Consider the following 20,133-nt stretch of genomic DNA (forward strand, 5'->3'; position numbering starts at 1 on the left):
TCGGTATGCCTGTTCGTCAGGCAACTGATTAATTGGCTGGAGCGCCTGACAATAAAGGGACTGAAGCAGTTATTTGATCAACAACGCCGTTTCCCTCTGGCTTTAGCCGGAGCCAGTTCGCCCACTAACGCTAAAGAAGTGGGAATATCGGCGCCAACGGCAATTCCGACAATGAATGTTCCTGCAAATAGCATTTCAACATTGCCTGCAAAGGCGATAAACAGCACACCCACTGCGTATAACAACAAATCGTATTGATTAATAAACTTACGACCTAACTTGTCTCCCAGCCAGCCTCCTAAAAAGGCGCCTATTGCACAACCAATGGCATTGGGGCCTATTGCTGCTAGCGCTCCTAGTGCGCCATCTGACATATTAAAATGCTTCTGAAACAATGCCATGCCAGCCCCTAGGGCGACAATAGACCCAGCGTCAATATAAGAAGCCATGCCCGCCAGTGCAGTCCACTTCCACTGCTGTTTGGTTATTTTCTCTGACTCGATTCCTATCGTTTTAGTTTCTGCGTCCATATTACTCACTGCTTATAGAAGATAAATTGATAAGAGTAGGGTTTAAAATGTTCTGATTAAAAAGTTCGCTGGTGGCTAGCTTAGCTATTTCCCTCGCGCCTTTTACTGAGAAATGGGTATTATCCTGACGTGCATCTGGATAACTCGGGTATTGACCAGGCTCTGTCCACAAGTAAAGGTCCCTAGACTGGCTTTCGCCGTAGCTCAACACCAATTGTTCGGATAAAAGTTGCAAGTCGACCAGTGGCACATCAAATTCGTTCGCGACTTGGCGCATCACCCATGGGTAAAGCCCATGAGAATCCTCTAATGTACCAAACTCATTGAAATGACGACGCACTACCGAAGTGAACAGCACCGGGATCGCGCCTTTCTGTCTGGCTTCATCGATATACCTGATTAGATTTTGCCGATATGCCGTTTGTGGATTAGTAAAACGCGCAGGATCTTTATATTTTTGATCATTGTGACCAAACTGAATAAACACGTAGTCACCTCGCTGCAGCAATGAATACACCGCCTGCCAACGGCCTTCATCGATAAAACTCTTGCTACTGCGCCCATTTGCGGCGTGATTTTTAACATTGACATTCGCAACAAGAAATTCGGGAAGCATCTGTCCCCAACCCCGCTCAGGATTATTTACAGGATCAGGTTTATCAGCCATGGTGGAATCACCAATAAGATAAATACTGGTATTGGCTAATGCGACACCTGATACAAATAACTGCAATAAAAAAATAACTATTCTCAACATCGAAAAATCCTACTTAACATTAATTTCAACCTCTCAGCTGAACCAATAAATACCTGATTAAAACTCGGTAGTGACTACACCCTCTGCAACACTCTCGCGTTTGACCTCAAACACCGCTTTCTGAGCCTCAGTATGCTTGAAATGAATAGCCTTACTCTGTGACCCACTAACCTCGATCACCCCTCCCTGTTGTATATGCAGGTCGGTGAAATCTGCATTTTTCACATTGTAGATTTCTATAGCTTGTGGAATCTGGGTGTTCAATACGACATTGGTGAAACGGGTATCGCTTGCATCAACCATCAACATGCCTTTTTGTGACTGAAAGTAGGCGTTTTCAATTGTCACATTGGATAAGTTCATTTCTGGTAATCCCTGCAATAATGCGGCTGAACCAACATCTATCGCTCGAATGCCACTAATACGAATATCTTTTATCAAAGGTGTGGTGTCATCGACCGGCTCAGCTGCCTTGCTGTGCCGCTCTTTTTGATCGTTCCTAATTTTATAGGAGTAATACATATTGAAACTAACAGCGGCACCTTTTATACCCGTCATATCAACGTCAGAAATCCAAATATCTTCAACCACCCCCCCTCTGCCACGAGTCGTTTTAAAACGGATCCCAATGTCGGTCCCGATAAATGTCGCTTGACTGAATAATATGTTCTTCACTCCCCCCGACATTTCACTACCAACCACAAAGCCACCGTGACCGTGATACACCACATTGTGTTTAATAATCATGTTTTGGCTTGGCTTACCGCGCAATCGCCCCTCTAAGTCTTTGCCTGATTTAATGCAAATTGCATCGTCCCCTACATCAAAATAATTATTGTAAATCAGTGCACCATTTACCGACTCCAAGTCAATGCCATCACCATTTTGTGCATACCAGGGGTTTCTAATCTGAGTGTTTCTGACAATGAGGTTTTGACTTGTCAGGATATGAATATTCCAGGCAGGTGAATTCTGAAAGGTTGGCCCATCCAACAGGATTTTGTTGCTATCAACTATCGAAACCATAACCGGTCTCAAATAAGCCTTTATCTCTGTTGCTTGTTGCTGATTGTACTTGAAGGTATCAAACTCTCGGGATTGTTTGGCTCCAGCCTTTGCTTGTGCAGAGGGATACCAAATTTCCTGATCATCAGACAAAATACCTCCACTATCAATCAGTCCCTGCCATTGCAGTGCTGTCATTTTGCTTTTTTTAACCAAGCGCCAACTATCACCCGCACCATCAATGGTACCTTTACCTGTAATGGCAATATTGCTAACGCCCTTCGCATAAATCGGACTCATTGGACGCCAACCAGCGCGCCCTTCAAAACTGGTGTAGACCATAGGATATTGACTTTGGACTGTCGTAAATTGCAGCAAGGCTCCCTGTTGTAAATGCAATTCAATATTGCTGCGAAGTTGAATTGGCCCTGTCAGCCATATTCCTCTTGGTATCAGTAAACGCCCTCCACCAACGCTAGCGAGGTGCGATATGGCATTGTTGAATGCTTGGGTATTATTAGTGATGCCATCACCTTTACCAGAGAATGCCGTTACCGATAGTTCCCTGTCAGGTATTTTTACTACATCCACTTCTGGCATATCAAATGGCACATTGTGGTAAAGGTCTGCTAATGCAATTTCACCAGCAATTACAGGCCGTATTAGTATGCTCATTAACAGCACAATTATTGCGACGGGTACGAAAGAAATACCCTGTATAAAAGAGAGTTTTTTCATCAAGAGGCTACTTTTGTAAGGACGTTATAGGAACACGGGTAACGGCAATATCTTCTTTATTCACCGCATAACTGACATAAACATAGTCTCGCCAAACAATGCTTTTGGGATACGAATAACCGGCTCTTTTATACTTACCTTGAAATTCTTGTTGCGGTAAGTCGTCACCACCGGCTCTTAATAAAAACGCGCGGTCAAAAATATAACCGTCATCACTTAAAGTAATCGTTAACGGGATACGCGTTTTGCTACCACTGGGGTTGTTTACAATAAAGACGCTACCGTCGGTTAAATTACCCGCACTCTGTTTGGCTCGGGAGTCAGGCATATTGGTTTCAACAGGTGTTGTCCAGCTTTCACCATTATCAAGACTTTGTGATGCCAGCACCTTAAAACTGCTGTCTTGATCACGAAAGGTCATCACCACACTATTATCATCTCTGATATACCAACTTGGCTCTAATTCACGACTAACTTGTCCGGAGTGCGGTAAATTTTGCATTTTACCCGATTGCCAGCCAATTATCCCCGATGGGTGATCTGTGTAGTAAGGGGTAGCAATTAATCCTGGTTGCGAGTGCACTGTAGTGAGTATTCGACCATTGGGTAACTGGCGTAAATCTTGTTCAATCACCCCCTTCACGAAGCCGCCATTAACATGCCTGACTCGCTGAGGTTGACTCCAGTTGTTACCGTCATCACTGACTATATATTCCACATATCCTTCTTTCGGTGTCAATGATTCTGGCCAGACATTAATATAAGCAATAAGTTGCTGTTCATGTTGCCACCAGCCGCCATTGGTCACAATCTCACCTTCTCTAGCGGCCACTAAGACTTTGGGTGCTTGCCAGCTTATACCATCTTCACTGACACTGTAGAAAATCAAGGTATCATTGGCATCTTCATCTACCGCAGAACTTTGCCATTGCAAATATAGCTTTTCTTTATACGCAAACAGTACTGCACCATGATTGTACTTATTTTTATCTGCAGCGGATTTAAATGCGACTGTGGTTTCCCCCCCCTTTGGGTATGCCAACCCCAATGTGTCGGGTTGCGCTGCATCAAATACGTTTTCTACCACGTAGAAGGGAGATGATAGTGCTTCCTTTGCCGCCACATGCGTTGCACAAGCTACATTAAGAAAAAGAAGAATAGCCAAACCTGACTTAAACATTTTAATTCCGCCTTAAATTAAAAACTGGTGCGAAGAACATGGAGACTAATTCGTTCGACGCACCAGAAGGACAACTGTCGTTTAATTACTTCACTTGAATGACTACGCGCTGGTAACGCGTCAGAGCGGGTTCACCTGAGTCTGTAATTTCAGCAATGACGTGTATTGTCATCCCTGCTTTAGCGTCTTCAGGAACTTTAAACCAGGCTTGAGCACTATTGGTTGATTCTATTTTTATAGCAGAGGGATAGGTGTCGGCTTCTTGATACTGCCACCACTGAAAGGTCAACGCATCACCATCGATGTCACTGCTGGGCTCTGCATTCAACTTGACCACTTCACCGCTTCGCGCTTGCAAACTCACTGGATGAGTAAGCGTAACACTAGGTGGATGATTGGCTTCCGCAAACGACTTGACACTCCAGTCTGCTCTGGCGGCGAAATCATTTTGTAATGCCTGACTCCAGCGCCACATCGGCTTAAAATATTCGGTACGCTGTTCTTTAGTCGTTTTAGTGCCTTCACGCATACTCATGCGTCCCCAAGCGGATCCTGTATACCATCGTCCTTCGGGATATTCGTAACCCTCAACCGGAACAGGGTCAAGCCAGGTATTGTCACGCACCTTAATGTAGCGACCACCCCAACCACCCCAGTCAGGCCGTTCCAAATTACCTAAACCAGTATTAATAGTGTGTAAAAATGCAGGGGAGTCCCCTTCCGAGCGAAAGTCTCCCGGGGTGAAATCATAATCCCCCATCAATCCATAACTGCCCTTCTTATGCGCAGGATATAAACTTGCCAAGGGGCCGTGATTTTGCAAAATGTGTTCTTTCATCCAAGCTGCTTCAAACTGGCTTAACAAAGCTTCAGGAATAATCTGTTTCCATTGATAGGCCAATGCCCAGAACTGATCTGAAATAATGGTTAGAATTTGATACTTACCCCAATGCGGCAAAATATAATCTTGATAGGTTTTATCTTGTTCCCATATAAAGAAAAAACGAATTTTATTGGCAACATAGGCCATTTCTTCAGGGTGTTGTTCCTCTATTGTCTTTAATGCTCTGGCGATGGTATTAGTCCCGCCCCAGGCCTGTAGCCAGACAGGACGGTCATCTGTTTTATCCAATAACACCTTAACAATATGCTGTGAGCCCGCGGTGACTTCCGACATTTCCCCTTCAGCATTAACATTGCCCAGAAAGGTTACAGACCGTAGATGCTCAGCTGTTGGAAAACCCTTATCATGCTTAATCAAATTGGGGTGAACTTGAGCATATGCCTCCAAATACGGGTCAATCCAATCGTCGCCAGCCCATTTATGTCCTTGCCAGTGATATTGTGAACTTGAAGTAATAATGCCTTCTACATCCCAATCATTGGCATAAAGCAAAAATCTTACCATTGAACACTCATCATCTACTTCACCATCACTGGTGACGATAACTCGTGGCTTTTCAGTTTGCCCCGGAGCAGCAAAGCCCAACGAAGCCATCAAGGCTATGATTGCCCCAAAAAACACCTTTAACTGTTTCATACACACCTCACACGGTATTTATTTTTATGTTCTAATTATTTGGCCATTCACTTTTAAGTTTGTAATGGAACGTACTGTTCTGCGCATTTGGCTTGGCTTTTTGAACATCCAAACTGTCGTTACGTAACAAACGAAGCATTTCCGCACCGGCATATAGCACTGGGCCGTAACCATGGGTTGCATAAATACTGGTACCCCGGTAGAAATAGTAAATGTTGTCGTGCGCAAAAGTGGTGCCTTCTACCGTACCGTCAACAGCTCCCTCTTCTGTTATTACGGTTTTAATCGCGTTCCAACCCGTTAACGCCACGGGACCATATACATGGTTAATCCAGCCTTCGTTAATGCCTTTTGCAATCGCAAAGGTAAACATTGCGGTCGCCGACGTTTCAAGAAAGGTGTTTGGCTTATCCAATAAGTTGTGCCAAAAACCCGTACCATCCTGCAAATTAGCCAAACTACGCACCATTGAGCGATATAAATGTAATACTTCTTCACGTCCGGAATGATCGGCCGGTAACCTTTCTAACAGCTCCGCCATTGCCATTAATGTCCAGCCATTGGCTCGTGCCCAATAAAATCGGGGATCATAATCGGCAGAAGTGACACTCCAGCCATGGTCAAATAGCTCTTTTTCAGGAATATATAGACGTTTAGCCATCTGCAGTATTTGCCTGACCGCATCGTCAAAATAACGTTCATCCCCAGTTAATTGGCCCATATTCGCCAAAAAAGGAATACTCATATACAAATCATCTGCCCAGATCGACTGGTATTGGGGACGGTGGCGCGCGAGGGTACCGTCATCCAGGCGAAACTGATTTTTACTAACGTGCTCATCAATACGGTTAATTAATGGCATGTAATCAGCATTTTTATGCTTCAAGTAGGTTTTGATCATGGCCGCACCGATTGAACCGCAGTCATCCAACGCATGAAAATTCATGATGCGATACCAATTAGGGATTTTTTCTTTTTGACCAAACACCTCGGCTTGTTGATAAAAATAAGGAAGGTGCTCAACAACAAAGTCATAAAACTTAACGTTATTGTCAAAGAAGCGTTTATCTCCGGTAATCTCACTCAAATACTCAAAGGCTGATAACACAACACCGTGGGTATACGTCCACTCACTGGCAAAACCATTGGCAACCTGAGCCTCTTCTTGAGGTTGGCTCAGGTCAGTAATCCGCTCACCGGTTTTGCCACTAACAATGCCTAAGGTACTGGTTGACTCATAATATTCCCTTACCTTATGCAGTGTTTGCAAAATACCTTGTTCTGAGGGATACTCGTAAGCAACAGGGTACACCGGAATTCGCGCCTGATTCTCGGCAACGGTCTGAGCATTGGCTACCGCACTTCCTACACATACGGCTAAAAAAGTTACGTTTGAAAGCAGTTTCTTCATAGTTTTCATTGTTTATCAACCTAAGCTGTTTAAGTATTTTTCTAACATGGTATAGCCATCCGTCGCTTTTAAATTTCTGTCAGATGGATCATGTGGATTTAATTTAAAAGTGCGCTCCCATTGGTCTGGCATACCATCTCGATCTGTATCAATTGGAGCTGGCAGGCTATTTAGTACTGGCCAGCCACCGGCATCTTCTTGTGAATCAATAATCCCGCTATTGAGCTGGCTATCCGCAACGCGGTGTTTCTTCTTAAACGCTTCACCTTCATATTTGGCGTACCCCAAACGCACTTCATTAATAATACGCTCGTCCACCTCATCACGTTTTGGAACACTTGCGCCTGCGTGTAGTAAAACAGACGCATATGCTTGTTGTGCCGTCTGCTGATTAATGCTCATTGAAGGCCAAGGCTCTTTAAGACGCAGTTCATTTAGGTACGAATCGCCGTCTTGAGGTTGTACCCCCCCATTCCAGTTATCTTCCGTAACCTGCGCATTTCCCTCGATGACATTATCAGCGATAAACCACTTGCCATAATCTAGCGCCTTATTACGAGACCAGGGATTGGCTATTTGGTGTTGAACAACGCCGGGAGTCGTGGCTGGGCCTGGCTTATAATAATTTGCGACCATATTGATATTGGTGAATGAAAAACGGGGGTCATTCTTTTGCTGGACTTCACCACCATAAGTCCCTTTATAGCCCCAGTTATAAATAACATTACTTCGAAAATCGGTATTACCTGAGCCAGAGGCAAAGCGCGGATTACGACTAGAATGGTGAGCAATCAGATTATGGTGATAACTACTATAGTTTGATCCCCATATACCGCCGTAGCCATGATCACTGCCCTTTTTATGGTTTGACATAAACAAACTTTCAGAAATAACTGACCACTGCACAGTGACATTTTCACAATGGTATATGCTGAGTGTTTCATCAACACTCCAGCTAGCGGACACATGATCGAGAATGAGATTTTTGGTGTAACGACTGGAAATGGCATCGGTATCATCACCGGATTCATCACCAAGCCGAACACGTAGATAACGAACAATCACTTCATCGGCCGCAATTTGTAGCGGGTATCCACGCAGAGTAATGCCATCACCCGGGGCCGTTTGCCCAGCAATCGTAATGAAGGGATGTTTTATCACTAAGTCACTTTTTAATTGGATGGTACCCGAAATGCTAAAAACGACGGTTCTTTTACCCTGAGCCTCTATCGCGGCTCTCAGGCTTCCCTTTCCGGAATCATTCAGATTATCAACATATAGCGTTTTTCCCCCTCTGCCACCGACGGTGTACTTCCCATAACCTTCAGCTGACGGAAACGCCAGCATTGAAGCCGCGGACTGATTGACCTTACTGGAAACGTTATTGGCGACGGTTGGTGAGCTGGAATTACCACATAACATTAACAATACGGCAACAATAAAAATGAATACGTTGTAAATTTGCATACTGCTGCCCTTAATATTTAAATGACTGGCAACTGAGGCGCTGAATTCTCATTGCGAATATATATCGCTCACTATTAAGTGAAATGAAACAACCTTTATGAAAGGACGGACTTAAATAAATAGTTACTAAACTGTATTTTTAATCTTTTTTTTAATATTTTTACCTTTTTAATAACTTTTTAGCAATAGATTTCTACGAAAACTTTTCTTTCCACAAAATCCCTATAATTCACCGCACAATCTGACTTCTTCGCTTTCTGGTTACCTATCTAACAATTAAAAATCGCATAATAATTAACCACACCAACTTACTATACAGTCAATATTGGATGGCTTTTGCCGTAAATCTTTTGTTAAATAACTATTAATATGTATTGACAAGTTTAAGCACACACAGATATGTTATTGCCACCGGTAGCAAAAAACCGTTAAGCCAAATACAACCTACTTAGTATGATTTTTTGTTGGTTAAGGCTCATATCAGCTGGTTGCATAGGGCTTTAAAACAACAACACTCAATAAAATAAGAGGACACTCTCAATGAGCAACTACAAACAATTTAAAAAGAAGACGCTGTGCATAGCAATGAGCAGTCTGCTAGTTGGTTTTGGTAGTACCGCAATACACGCACAGGAAACTAACACCTCAAAGGCTAAGAAAGATGATGTTGAAGTAATTCAGGTTGTCGCCAGAGGTTTTGCTGATAGCTTGGCTTTAGCATTGAATGCAAAACGCATGTCGTCCGGGTCTGTGGACACCATTCTTGCTGAAGATATTGCTGATTTCCCGGATCAAAACCTAGCAGATTCTTTACAACGTATTCCTGGTGTGGCGATAAGCCGTAGCAACGGCGAAGGTAGTACCATTACGGTAAGGGGACTCAATTCTAGTTTTACCCGTACTCACTTAAATGGTATGCAAACCCAATCTATAATTGGTGGTACCAGTACTCGGACGTTCCAGTTTAATACTTTTGCGTCTGAGCTATTTAATCGTCTTGAAGTTCACAAAACAACTAACGCAGCAATGGATGAAGGCTCATTAGGTGCAACCGTAGGTTTGTATACAGCACGTCCATTTGATTACGATGAAGACGTTTTTGCAATCAATGCCCAAGGCTCATATAGCAGCGAATCGGGTGACACTACTCCTCGCATTTCAGCTGTTGTGAGCTGGACCAATGATGATGATACTTTTGGCGCTGTTTTCTCCGCCGCTTACTCTGAAAGAAGTGTATATAGTGATGCGCCTAATACTGGCCGTTGGGAAGATGACGTATTAAGTAACTGTTCTGCTTGCGTCGATGGTGATCCTGCCAATCAACCACCTGCTGGTTACTGGCATCCTCGTTTTCCACGTTATGTTTTCGGAGAATCGGACCTAGATCGCACCGGATTAACCTCTAGTTTCCAGTGGATCCCGACAGATAGCACTCAAGTTACTCTCGATATATTGTACTCAGAAAATAATGAAAGTACTTATGGTCCCGCTCTGACTCCAATTGGTTTAGCTCGTACCGGTAGCACCGGCCTTCAGCAATCTGATTGGGTAAGTCTGGATGTCGTTGACGCCGCCGATACTATTATTGTTGGAGCCATTGGCGATACCGATATTCGTTCTGAGTATATACTACACACTAACAAAGGCGACTTTAATCAAGTTACGCTGAACTTAGAACAAGAGATTACTAACGACTTAAGTATGACCGTATTAGTTGGTAAATCTAAGTCAGAAGGTTTCAACAATTACGATAGTCTAATATACGAGCATTTTAGTGATAACGATGAACGAAAAAACATCACTTATGCGGATAACTCAGCTACGGTAGGTTGGGACTTTACCGATATGCTAAATCCGGTAATTAACTATAGTTTTGATTTGACTGATCCTGCAAACTGGGAAGTGTCTGAATTGAGAAACGACATTACTAATGCGGAAGCGGAAACCAGAACCGCTAAAGTCGACTTCAATTATTTCTTACTTGACGAGTTAAGCATTGCATTTGGTTACGCCGATGAACTTTACGGTATGGATGTATTTAGGGAGCAACGTAATAATCCCTACGACATTGACAATTCCTGTGGCGTATCGCCATTTGTAACGGCCAGTGATGGGTCTGTGGTTACGTATATTAACGACACTTATTTTCTGCCAAGCCACGCTCATTATGAAAGGGTAAGAGATGCGGGCTGCTTCCCACTTAGAAATGTCGATGGTAGCATTCGTAAAGCTGAAGAGAACAGTGATTCTTACTATGTTCAGGCTAAATTCAACACCGAAGTGGGTGATATGATTTTGCGCGGTGATGCTGGTGTTCGTCATGTTAAGACGGATTTAGATTCTACCGGTATCTTAAGTGGAAATACGGTTACCGTTAACCATCAATACGATAACAACTTGCCTTCAATAAACCTAGCTTTGGAACCAAATGAAGACTTGGTTTTAAGAGCAAGTTGGGCAAAAGTAATGTCTCGCCCAAGTTTAGACAGTATTAGCCCTGCAGGTAGCATTACAACTTTTGGTGAGCCAAAAGTAAATACTGGCAACCCTTTCTTATCGCCATTTAAAGCCGATACTATCGATTTATCCGCAGAATGGTACTTTGCAGAAGGTGCATTGCTATCTGTTGCTTATTTCCAGAAAGACATCGAGTCCTTCCCAGAAACCATCACTACGGTGAGAAACTGGCAGGATTTGGGTTTGGACGACTCTCTGTTAGGCGCTCAGGTTGGTGACTTAAAAGATGCTGACTTTGAAGTGAACCGATTAGAGGACGGCGCTGGTGGTGATTTGGATGGATTCGAAATCCAATATCAACAACCTTTAACCTTCTTACCTGGTCCAGAGTGGATGCAGAAGTTTGGTGTTATTGCGAACTTAACTTTTGTTGATTCAGAAATTACCTATGGTGGCGATCGTAAAGGCCCGCTAACAGGCCAAGCTGATGAGTCAGCCAACTTCACCTTGTATTGGGAAGATGATGTATTCAGTGCCCGTATTTCTGCAGCCTACCGCGGAGAGTACTACAGCAACCTAGGTTCATCTGACCCAGAAAAATGGCGTACTATTGACCCAACAACCAATATTGATATTTCACTCCGCTATAAAATGAATGAGCAACTAAGTCTTAGCTTAGAAGCCATTAACATTACTAAAGAGACGGAAATTCAGTGGATGGATGGGCGCTTAATTGACATCAACAACGGCCAAGGCATGACCGTTCAGTTTGGTCTCAGCTATAAGATGTAAATTAGCACTCGCTAATAATTAAACCTAAACCCGGTCAGGTGATACCTGCCGGGTTTTTATCCCCTTTCTCTTTTAAACTCGTAATAAATTACAATGAAAATAGAACACTTTGCCTTTAATGTATCCGATCCCATTGCCATCGCAGCATGGTACTGTGAACACCTTAACTTTAGTGTAAAACACAAGTTTACCAAGGCGCCTCACACACACTTTTTGGCTGATGAAACAGGCCAAGTGATGATTGAAATCTACAATAATCCAAGCGATCAGGTGCCCGATTACCACAATATGGACCCGCTCATCGTCCATTTAGCCTTTGTATCTGCCGATCCAGATGCCGATGCAGACAGACTGGTTGCTGCAGGAGCAAAAGTCGTAGATGTGGTAAAACTGCCTGATGGATCACACTTAAAAATGCTCAAAGACCCTTGGGGATTTTCAATCCAATTATGCAAACGCGGCACGCCAATGATTTGAGACCGGCGAATACATTAATATCTGATCAAACATATATTCCGTAAATTAACGGTGTCCATTGTGAAAACAAAAGTAATATGTATCCGGCTACTAATCCTGTGCATATCACTACCTTGTGCCTTAGTAGCTAAAGCTAACCAGTCTGAACCGACAGCGCATGCCGCACTGACTGCAATGAAGCGAGCCACCAGCTTTATGACGAATACCGTCAGTTATGAAGGCGGCTATGTTTGGTCATACTTGCCCGATTTTTCTAGACGCTGGGGCGAAATGGAAGCAAAACCAACCATGGTCTGGGTACAACCTCCTGGCACGGCGACAATGGGACATCTATACCTTGACGCTTATCATATTACTCAAAATGAATTCTATTATCAGGCAGCGCAACAAGTCGCCTCAGCGCTAATAAAAGGTCAACATCCCAGCGGTGGCTGGAATTACATGTTTGATCTGGCGGGCGATGCATCATTAAAACAGTGGTATGAAACCATTGGCAAAAATGGCTGGCGATTAGAAGAGTTTCATCATTATTATGGCAATGCCACCTTTGATGATGCTGGCACCTTTGATGCCTCGCTATTTCTATTGCGCCTTTATCTTGAAAAGCAGGATACGGTTTATAAAGGCCCATTGTATAAGGCCATCAATTTTGTGCTGGAAAGCCAATACGATATAGGCGGATGGCCGCAGCGTTATCCTCATGCCGACGCTTTCTCCGTTAATGGCCAGCCCGAGTATGCTCACGATATAACTTTTAATGACGATGTGGCCAAGAACAATATTCGATTCCTGTTGTTTTGTATGCAAGCATTAAACGACTCTTCTTTAAGAACTAGGATTATCACTGCAATTCATAAAGGAATGGATGCATTCATAACGTTAAAGTTACCAACGCCGCAACCTGGCTGGGCATTGCAATATTCTCTGGACTTGAAACCTGCTTCAGCTCGAAGCTATGAGCCGCTATCAGTATCAGCTAATGCAACTGTCAATAATCTTTACCTGCTACTTGAGTTTTACCGACTTACCGGCGATAAAAAATATCTGGCGGGTATACCTGAGTCATTAGACTGGTTAGATTCTCTAGCGCTTCCTGCTCATTTGGTAAAAGACGGGCGAACCCATCCCAGAATGATTGAAATTGGATCAGGTAAGACCCTCTATCTGCACCGACAAGGCTCAAATGTTACGAATGGCAAGTATTTCATTGATTACACGCCTGACCATCCGGTAGTGCACTATGCTTCTCTTGGCAGAATAAATGTAAACGCACTGCGCCACGAGTATTTAAAAACCTTAACGATTGATGTAAGCGGCCTACAAATAAAATCAGGACTTGTTTGGGAAAATCTACCTGAATTGCCCGACTTATATGTAATTAACAACCAGCGCTACACACCAACGTCCGTGAACGAACAAACTGCTCTTTCAGTCATACTATCTCTGAATGACCAAGGGTATTGGCCAAGCAAACTGCCAAATATAACCAATCCGTATATTGGTGACGGACCTGCAAGCATCACCCCCGGAGATTACAGAAGCACCTGGGTAGGTGATAAATACGACACATCACCTTACAAAAACACGCAAAATGTAGAAGGTATCACCCTTGTGTCGTTCCTACAGAATATGACTTTGCTTCTGCATTATTTAGAGGAACATCAAGATGACTAAAATTAAAAGTTTGTTTCTAGTGCTGGTCTTGGTCATTTCGGGCTGTGAACAAACGAAACCTGTCGACATAAAATGGCAGCTGGACAGTTTGTCCAGAATTGGTGGCTTCACAGTGGTAACTGAAGGTGAGCCACAGATTGTAGATGAGGATAAAAACAAGGTTATTCTGTTTGATGGCACAAAAGATCGAATCCACCTAGCCGGAAATATTTTACACGGTATGCCATCTTTTACGTTGGAGCTGATTGTAAAGCCCCTTACTCCAACAGTTGCAGGTAAAGAGCCACGAATTGTGCATATCGAAGATCCCACTAACTCTGATCACCGCTTAACTTTAGAGATGCGTTTTAACGATCAGAATGAATGGTATTTAGATGCATTCCTAAAGGATGGAGATTCTGCCGTTGCATTAATTGACCCTGCTTACACCTATCCAATTAATGAATGGGCAAATATTGCTATGACCTTTAGTAACGGGCAACTCAGTTCATATGTTAATGGTAAAAAACTACTAACGGCACCCATTAGCTTTTCGCCGTTACCGGCATCGGCCAACACCTCTATTGGCGCCCGAATGAACCAAGTACATTACTTTCATGGCATGGTCAGTGTCTTAAGAGCGACTGACAAAGTGCTTTCCGCACATGAAATGATGATCATCAATTAATAACACACACCTCTTGATATCGAACCCCAGTAAAGAAGAGGGTTCAAAGGTGGACTTCAATATTCCTTTATCGAGCTCGCTTTCCACCTCTCTAGCCCATTGTTGAGCTAAAGCCTTAGTTTTAAATGTTTTCGAGACTTGGCGAAGTCCTTTGCGTCTAATCTTGACCTGCCAATTCCCACCTCGCTTGTTAAAAGTCGCCATACGTACCCTCTAAAAACTGAATGAGAGGGATATTTTGATAAAATACGGGATAGTTTAGTGGGCTAAAAAAATTGAAATTTTGTCCCAATTTTAAGAAATATTGGTGATAAGAGTTCAAGAAGGGCTCCTTTGGTAATCTTGGTGTCCCAAAATTGTCCCAAAAGAGAAAATGGGTGGCCCGCCCGAGAGGATTCGAACCTCTGACCTCACCCTCCGGAGCCAGCTTTTTTATTGTTTTTCAATGAATTGCAATGAACAACGAAGCACAAAAAAGAACACTTAAGCCATTGTTTTATATGAGCTATTCTCATTCATGCTTTGTTCATCTTTGTTCATGTAAATTCATAACAAATCACTCACTTTGCTACATATTTGCTACACATTTTGAAATGACAATCAAAAAGAAGATCTCAAACGCGAGCATTAGCGCGCTAATAATTAAAGATAAGCGGCTTAATGATACGGAGCTTTCCGGCTTTCATGCGCGGATAAGCCCCAAAGGTAAAATCACTTACTATTTGTATTATTGCGCCACAACGGAAAACAGCAAAATGTAAAACTGGGTACGCATCCGGAAATCACACCCGCACAAGCCAGAGATGCCGCCAAAGCAGCTAGCGCTTCAACGGTTCAGGGCATAGATCCTCATGAACATAAAAAAGTGCTCAAAGCGAACGAGAAAAAAGCCAGGCTAACCACACTTGAAGTATTTTTGGATTTGCAGTTTACGCCTTGGTACAGCGCTCAGTATCCCAAATCTGGTGACAGAGAGATAAAGAACCTTAAAAAGAATTTTCCAAACCTTCTCCCTATGCAACTTAGAGATATAACTGCGCCATTAGTTGAACGCATACGAACCGAAATGATGAAGGAAAATCGCAGTAACGCCACCATCAACAGACGCTTTACCACCCTTAAATCTGTTATGAGCAGAGCCGTAGAATGGGAGGTTATTGAAAAGCATGATTTGAAAAAAGTAAAAATGCTTCGAGAAGACAATACCCACATTCGCTATTTAAGTTTTGAAGAAGAAGAATCACTTAAGCGAGCGTTATCAGCCCGAGACTTCCGCATAAAAAAAGAAAGGGAAAACGGTAATAGGCATAGAGCAGAAAGAGGCTATCCGTTGCTACCAGATTTAAGTAACAAAACCTTTGCTGACCACTTAGAACCCTTGATTATTTTAGCGATGAATACCGGTATGCGTAGAGGCGAGCTATTAACCTTAACCTGGGCAGACGTGAACTTTGAGCGCGAATTTTTAACCGTGCGTGCGGCCAATGCTAAAAGTGGCAAAACACGCCATATACCATTAAACACAAAAGCAAAATCGACCTTACTTAATTGGAAATTAGACTGTAATTCACTACATTGGGTTTTTGAGGGCGAAAACGGCAAGCCATTAAAAGATTTCAAAAAAGCGTGGAGCGCTCTACTTGAGAAAGCAAAGATAACCAATTTTCGGTTTCACGATTTTAGACATCACTTTGCAAGTAAACTGGTAATGGCCGGAGTAGATCTTAATACAACACGAGAATTACTCGGACATGGCTCGCTGGATATGACGCTAAGGTACGCACATTTAGCCCCAGAACACAAAGCAGCGGCAGTTAACTTACTTTGATTTGTAGGCTGCAGCTATTTAGCCATTACGCGATAAGACTAGTTTTATTAACTTGTTTCAAGAGATGACATATTATCTATTTTCAAAACTATAGAGGACTATTTGAATGGCCAGCAGCCTGACAGAAAAGAAGTTATTAGCCGTCTTAAATGATCCTGATTTCGAACATATAGAAATGGCATTGGCCGATACAAATATCTTCAGAGCATTATCAATTGTTAGAGCCGAAATACGCCATTCATCGTTTCTAGCTTTCTTGTTTGATCCTAAGCAATCACATGGTTTAGATGACAGGTTCCTAAAAAAAGTTTTGAGAGATATATTTCTAAGCGAAAAAGTATCGTCGAGAACGAGTTTCGATGTGGATTACATGGGTACGAATAACGCGAAGATTTATAGAGAATGGAAAAATATCGATATTCTTATTGAACTCGATGAAGATGTAATTGTTATTGAAAACAAAGTTGATGCTAAAGACTCCAAAAACCAATTGAATGGATATCGCTCAATAATAGAAAAGTCATTCCCTAATAAATACCGTCATTATGTCTATCTGACCCCATTCGGAGAAGATCCGGTTGATAAAAAAGAGTCCGAGTTTTACACCAATTATTCATACGATGCTCTGATTTCAATACTGGACGCAATACTCACTATTAGTAGCGATAGGGTTCCACCGAAATATAAATACCTTATCCAAGACTATATCAGTTCTATAAGAAGGGAAGTAATTATGAGTGACAAGCTTAATGAAATGGCTTTGAAGCTTTATTATGCACACAAGGAAGCTTTTGATTTCATATTGGAAAATAGACCAGATAGCATTCAGCTTATTAACGAAACTATTCAATCCAAATTAATTGCTGCTGGTTTCAAGCTGGGTAGTTGCTCTAAAAGTTATGTACGGTTTATTACCGCTTCTGCTTATGAGCATATCCCAAAGAACTCTACTGGCTGGAAGCATAAAGAGCTTTTTTTATTTGAATTCTCATTCACAGAAACTCGCTGTGTCCTCAAAGCAGTAATAAGCCCAGGCGACAACGAAGTAGTTAGCGATCTACTCAAAGAACTGAAGACAAATGAAGCAACTTCACGTTTATATAAAGAGCCTCCAGGCAAACAGTGGAGAGTTTTTTACTCAAAAGATATCAAGCTCGGCCTTAATAATATCAACTCTCTTCAACCTGAAGAACATATTCTTGAAATAGGCGATACATTTGACAAGCAATTTGAAAAATATAAGACCGACGTCATAGCAATTTCAAACGTAATCGAAGCATTTTTCATAGCTCAAAATAGTGACTAATATTTAATGGCTCATTTATGATCTTACAGTTCGAGACTGGATAATGACCGAAAAGAGCGAATAGCGGAAATCGTTAGTCGATCTGTGATGGTCAGCTAAAGACAAACAACGGTCGTTCGAGCATAAATTCTGAAAAGACGGCAAAGGGCAGAAACCGGTCATTGATAATCAGTAGTACCTTAGCCTGTTCTTTACCTCAAGGGAAACAAGCGTAATCCGCTTCTGCCAGCAATATAAGGTTTTTAGTTTTGCTTAATTCAAGTTGAGACAGCCCCATCATCATTGAACTAATGAACCACTTCTAGTTTTTCGTGAATTTAACTTGTATAGTCAAGTGCTAAGCTTAAAATTTGTTAAGGACGATAATGTTAAAGCTATTAGGCACTCTTATTTATTGGATATGTGGGCTTTGGGGGTTCATCCTCTGCTTGAAAGTTATATATGCAATGTGGGGTATGTTAGGCGTTGTAATCAGCTTTTTTCTAGCTCCCATCACCTTTGTTATTGTTCCGATCTATCATGGGTTTACCGAGGGTGATTGGTCGATTATCGTGATTAGTTATGGTGGTTTATTAGTTGCGAGCGTCCTTACCGCAATCCACGATAAATTTGCAGAACACTAGTCTTCGTATGACAGCAATAAAGTGGTGCTTGGCCGCAATATTAACTGCTATATTCTTTGTAATAGGTGGTGCAATAATTGAGCTAGTTTTTATTGGAATAGGGAAACTAGCTCAATTATCTGGTTCGGCGTCTGATAAGCCTTCCAGTTACTTAATTACCCTGTTGAGGCGAGCCTCTGGTTTCTTTTTTGGTTCAACTTTAGCTGTTTACGCTGTAGTGAGATTAGTAAGAGATTTAAACACTTTCTTATATCTGAAAATTTTCAGTAGATTGATCATTGCCGTCCAAGCATTAGTTGTTGTCTTCTCTATTGTGATGATAGGTTTTAATACGGCCCTTGTCCTGATTATCGCGCCAGTTTTTGAATGTCTAGGAGCATTGTTCGGAGCCAGTTATGGTTTTAGCCTTGCTCTAACGAAGGAAAAAAACTCAAAGACATCAAGTGATTTTTAATCATCACAATTATGTCATGTGTATAGCTATCAAATTATTGTATCAGCATTGGAGTTTACTAATGAAAGAGTTGGTCGAATCGGCTTTGAACGACTCATTGGAACAATTAATAAGAGCTGACGGCGATATTCTCGTTATGGACGTGAATGAAAGAACTATTTCTCACAGACTTGCTTCTTATCTGGAACCTCATTTTCAGGGGTGGAATGTTGATTGCGAATACAACCGCAATCACGATGATCCAAAAAGATTAAAAATAAGGAGGCGCAATATTCAATCGGATGACACTCAAGCCGCAACGGTATTTCCTGACATTATTGTTCATCATAGGGGTACTAACGAAAACTTTGTGGTCATAGAAATGAAAAAGACATCCAGTCAAGAGAGTGACGGTTACGATTTAGCAAAGCTTAACGCCTTTAAAGAGCAATTAGGGTATCAGTTCGCAATTTTTGTGAAAGTGCGTACTGGTATTCAACCAGCCGTAGAAGACGTCCAATGGGTTTAACAATGCACTAGAAAATAGCCCTTAGGCGCTGGACTTGCCATAATTTATTCTCTATCTTAGCTGCGTTGACCGTTGGCTGCTTGTCTTTAGCTGCTCTTCATCACTCAAAGGTCAATGACCGCTTTGGCCGTTGGGCGGTCGTCCAACCTAGATTTGATTAACTTCCGCTATACGTACAAACTAGTCGTTAAGACAGAAGCAACTTGATGTCCGCTGATAATCAGTAGCTGAAGTGTCAGAACTGCTCGAATCTTACTTTACTTATTCACAAATTAAATTAGAACTCATTCGACTAATAAGATCACAGCCCTTGCGTCACAACCTTCTTTAGCAAAAGGAAAGCCAATACCGGATCTCTTAAAACTCAACATATCGTATGCAGTTGCTTATTTCATGCTATCAGATAGCAAATGAGCATATGTATATTTACGCATAATTGATTACTTCATTTTGCAAAATCGGAATTTCCTTATTTTGCCTAAAACTACTGACTAGGGGGCAAATTTCACAAAATTTAATTGGGCATATTTGGATAGTATGGTTATTTCACAAAAATTTTGTAAAAATCATCCGCTCGTTTGATGGGGAAACCTCGTTGTGCTACACAAAAAATACTATAAATACTCCGAGCTAAATAACTGTTCTTAAGTGTAGAGCACCCCATAGGGGAACTCAGTGTGATTTCTGCGATCAGATCAATCGCCAAAAAGAAATTACCG

At 42.1% G+C, this 20,133-nt stretch carries 15 protein-coding genes; 8 read left to right on the plus strand and 7 right to left on the minus strand.

Annotated features, from left to right (window positions below; translation table 11 throughout):
* Positions 1 to 77: 77 nt before the first annotated feature.
* The 7 genes from ACXAG2_RS20385 to ACXAG2_RS20415 all read right to left on the minus strand — a co-directional run bounded on the left by ACXAG2_RS20385 (position 78) and on the right by ACXAG2_RS20415 (position 8,628).
* Positions 78 to 530, minus strand: coding sequence for an MFS transporter (locus ACXAG2_RS20385; protein WP_474870049.1), 453 nt, complete (start codon positions 528 to 530; stop codon positions 78 to 80).
* Position 531: 1 nt separating this feature from the next.
* The gene (locus ACXAG2_RS20390) at positions 532 to 1,287 is read right to left on the minus strand and encodes a rhamnogalacturonan acetylesterase (protein WP_474870052.1); all 756 of its coding nucleotides are present in this window, start codon (positions 1,285 to 1,287) and stop codon (positions 532 to 534) included.
* A 57-nt stretch (positions 1,288 to 1,344) separates the two neighbouring features.
* Positions 1,345 to 3,030: a glycoside hydrolase family 28 protein gene (locus ACXAG2_RS20395; protein WP_474870055.1), complete on the minus strand. Its 1,686-nt coding sequence runs from the start codon at positions 3,028 to 3,030 to the stop codon at positions 1,345 to 1,347.
* A 7-nt stretch (positions 3,031 to 3,037) separates the two neighbouring features.
* Positions 3,038 to 4,210 carry a sialidase family protein gene (locus tag ACXAG2_RS20400; protein ID WP_474870058.1) on the minus strand — a complete coding sequence of 391 codons (1,173 nt, stop codon included), beginning with the start codon at positions 4,208 to 4,210 and terminating at the stop codon, positions 3,038 to 3,040.
* Between the two features lie 85 nt (positions 4,211 to 4,295).
* Entirely contained in the window at positions 4,296 to 5,750 is a 1,455-nt protein-coding gene (locus ACXAG2_RS20405; protein ID WP_474870061.1) for a DUF1593 domain-containing protein, read from the minus strand.
* 31 nt (positions 5,751 to 5,781) lie between these two features.
* Complete coding sequence (locus ACXAG2_RS20410) at positions 5,782 to 7,161, minus strand: glycoside hydrolase family 88/105 protein (protein ID WP_474870063.1); 1,380 nt, start codon at positions 7,159 to 7,161, stop codon at positions 5,782 to 5,784.
* 15 nt (positions 7,162 to 7,176) lie between these two features.
* A complete protein-coding gene (locus tag ACXAG2_RS20415) occupies positions 7,177 to 8,628 on the minus strand; it encodes a pectate lyase family protein (protein WP_474870065.1) in 1,452 nt (483 codons plus the stop codon).
* Positions 8,629 to 9,168: 540 nt separating this feature from the next.
* Between ACXAG2_RS20415 and ACXAG2_RS20420 the strand changes: the two genes are divergently transcribed.
* From ACXAG2_RS20420 to ACXAG2_RS20455, 8 genes are all read left to right on the plus strand, one after another.
* Positions 9,169 to 11,877: a TonB-dependent receptor gene (locus ACXAG2_RS20420; protein WP_474870068.1), complete on the plus strand. Its 2,709-nt coding sequence runs from the start codon at positions 9,169 to 9,171 to the stop codon at positions 11,875 to 11,877.
* A gap of 93 nt (positions 11,878 to 11,970) precedes the next feature.
* Complete coding sequence (locus tag ACXAG2_RS20425; RefSeq protein WP_474870070.1) at positions 11,971 to 12,354, plus strand: VOC family protein; 384 nt, start codon at positions 11,971 to 11,973, stop codon at positions 12,352 to 12,354.
* A gap of 60 nt (positions 12,355 to 12,414) precedes the next feature.
* On the plus strand, positions 12,415 to 14,028 hold the full coding sequence (locus tag ACXAG2_RS20430; RefSeq protein WP_474870072.1) for a pectate lyase: 1,614 nt from the start codon (positions 12,415 to 12,417) through the stop codon (positions 14,026 to 14,028).
* Positions 14,021 to 14,695 carry a LamG domain-containing protein gene (locus ACXAG2_RS20435; RefSeq protein WP_474870075.1) on the plus strand — a complete coding sequence of 225 codons (675 nt, stop codon included), beginning with the start codon at positions 14,021 to 14,023 and terminating at the stop codon, positions 14,693 to 14,695. Before ACXAG2_RS20430 ends, ACXAG2_RS20435 begins: the two co-directional genes overlap by 8 nt.
* A 730-nt stretch (positions 14,696 to 15,425) precedes the next feature.
* On the plus strand, positions 15,426 to 16,523 hold the full coding sequence (locus ACXAG2_RS20440; protein ID WP_474870077.1) for a tyrosine-type recombinase/integrase: 1,098 nt from the start codon (positions 15,426 to 15,428) through the stop codon (positions 16,521 to 16,523).
* Between the two features lie 106 nt (positions 16,524 to 16,629).
* Positions 16,630 to 17,829, plus strand: a complete 1,200-nt coding sequence (locus tag ACXAG2_RS20445; protein ID WP_474870080.1) for a PDDEXK-like family protein — start codon at positions 16,630 to 16,632, stop codon at positions 17,827 to 17,829.
* Positions 17,830 to 18,459: 630 nt separating this feature from the next.
* Positions 18,460 to 18,906, plus strand: a complete 447-nt coding sequence (locus ACXAG2_RS20450) for a hypothetical protein (RefSeq protein WP_474870082.1) — start codon at positions 18,460 to 18,462, stop codon at positions 18,904 to 18,906.
* Positions 18,907 to 18,967: 61 nt separating this feature from the next.
* Positions 18,968 to 19,414, plus strand: coding sequence for a hypothetical protein (locus ACXAG2_RS20455; RefSeq protein ID WP_474870084.1), 447 nt, complete (start codon positions 18,968 to 18,970; stop codon positions 19,412 to 19,414).
* The last annotated feature ends 719 nt before the right edge of the window (positions 19,415 to 20,133 follow it).

The sequence above is a fragment of the Alteromonas sp. ABH4_456 genome, from assembly GCF_056160645.1.

Excerpts from the sequence above, each read along its gene's own strand:
- ACXAG2_RS20415 (WP_474870065.1), bottom strand. The coding sequence starts at position 8,628 with ATGCAAATTTACAACGTATTCATTTTTATTGTTGCCGTATTGTTAATG.
- ACXAG2_RS20410 (WP_474870063.1), bottom strand. The coding sequence starts at position 7,161 with ATGAAGAAACTGCTTTCAAACGTAACTTTTTTAGCCGTATGTGTAGGA.
- ACXAG2_RS20405 (WP_474870061.1), bottom strand. The coding sequence starts at position 5,750 with ATGAAACAGTTAAAGGTGTTTTTTGGGGCAATCATAGCCTTGATGGCT.
- ACXAG2_RS20385 (WP_474870049.1), bottom strand. The coding sequence starts at position 530 with ATGGACGCAGAAACTAAAACGATAGGAATCGAGTCAGAGAAAATAACC.
- ACXAG2_RS20455 (WP_474870084.1), top strand. The coding sequence starts at position 18,968 with ATGAAAGAGTTGGTCGAATCGGCTTTGAACGACTCATTGGAACAATTA.
- ACXAG2_RS20390 (WP_474870052.1), bottom strand. The coding sequence starts at position 1,287 with ATGTTGAGAATAGTTATTTTTTTATTGCAGTTATTTGTATCAGGTGTC.
- ACXAG2_RS20445 (WP_474870080.1), top strand. The coding sequence starts at position 16,630 with ATGGCCAGCAGCCTGACAGAAAAGAAGTTATTAGCCGTCTTAAATGAT.
- ACXAG2_RS20400 (WP_474870058.1), bottom strand. The coding sequence starts at position 4,210 with ATGTTTAAGTCAGGTTTGGCTATTCTTCTTTTTCTTAATGTAGCTTGT.
- ACXAG2_RS20435 (WP_474870075.1), top strand. The coding sequence starts at position 14,021 with ATGACTAAAATTAAAAGTTTGTTTCTAGTGCTGGTCTTGGTCATTTCG.
- ACXAG2_RS20450 (WP_474870082.1), top strand. The coding sequence starts at position 18,460 with ATGACAGCAATAAAGTGGTGCTTGGCCGCAATATTAACTGCTATATTC.
- ACXAG2_RS20420 (WP_474870068.1), top strand. The coding sequence starts at position 9,169 with ATGAGCAACTACAAACAATTTAAAAAGAAGACGCTGTGCATAGCAATG.
- ACXAG2_RS20395 (WP_474870055.1), bottom strand. The coding sequence starts at position 3,030 with ATGAAAAAACTCTCTTTTATACAGGGTATTTCTTTCGTACCCGTCGCA.
- ACXAG2_RS20425 (WP_474870070.1), top strand. The coding sequence starts at position 11,971 with ATGAAAATAGAACACTTTGCCTTTAATGTATCCGATCCCATTGCCATC.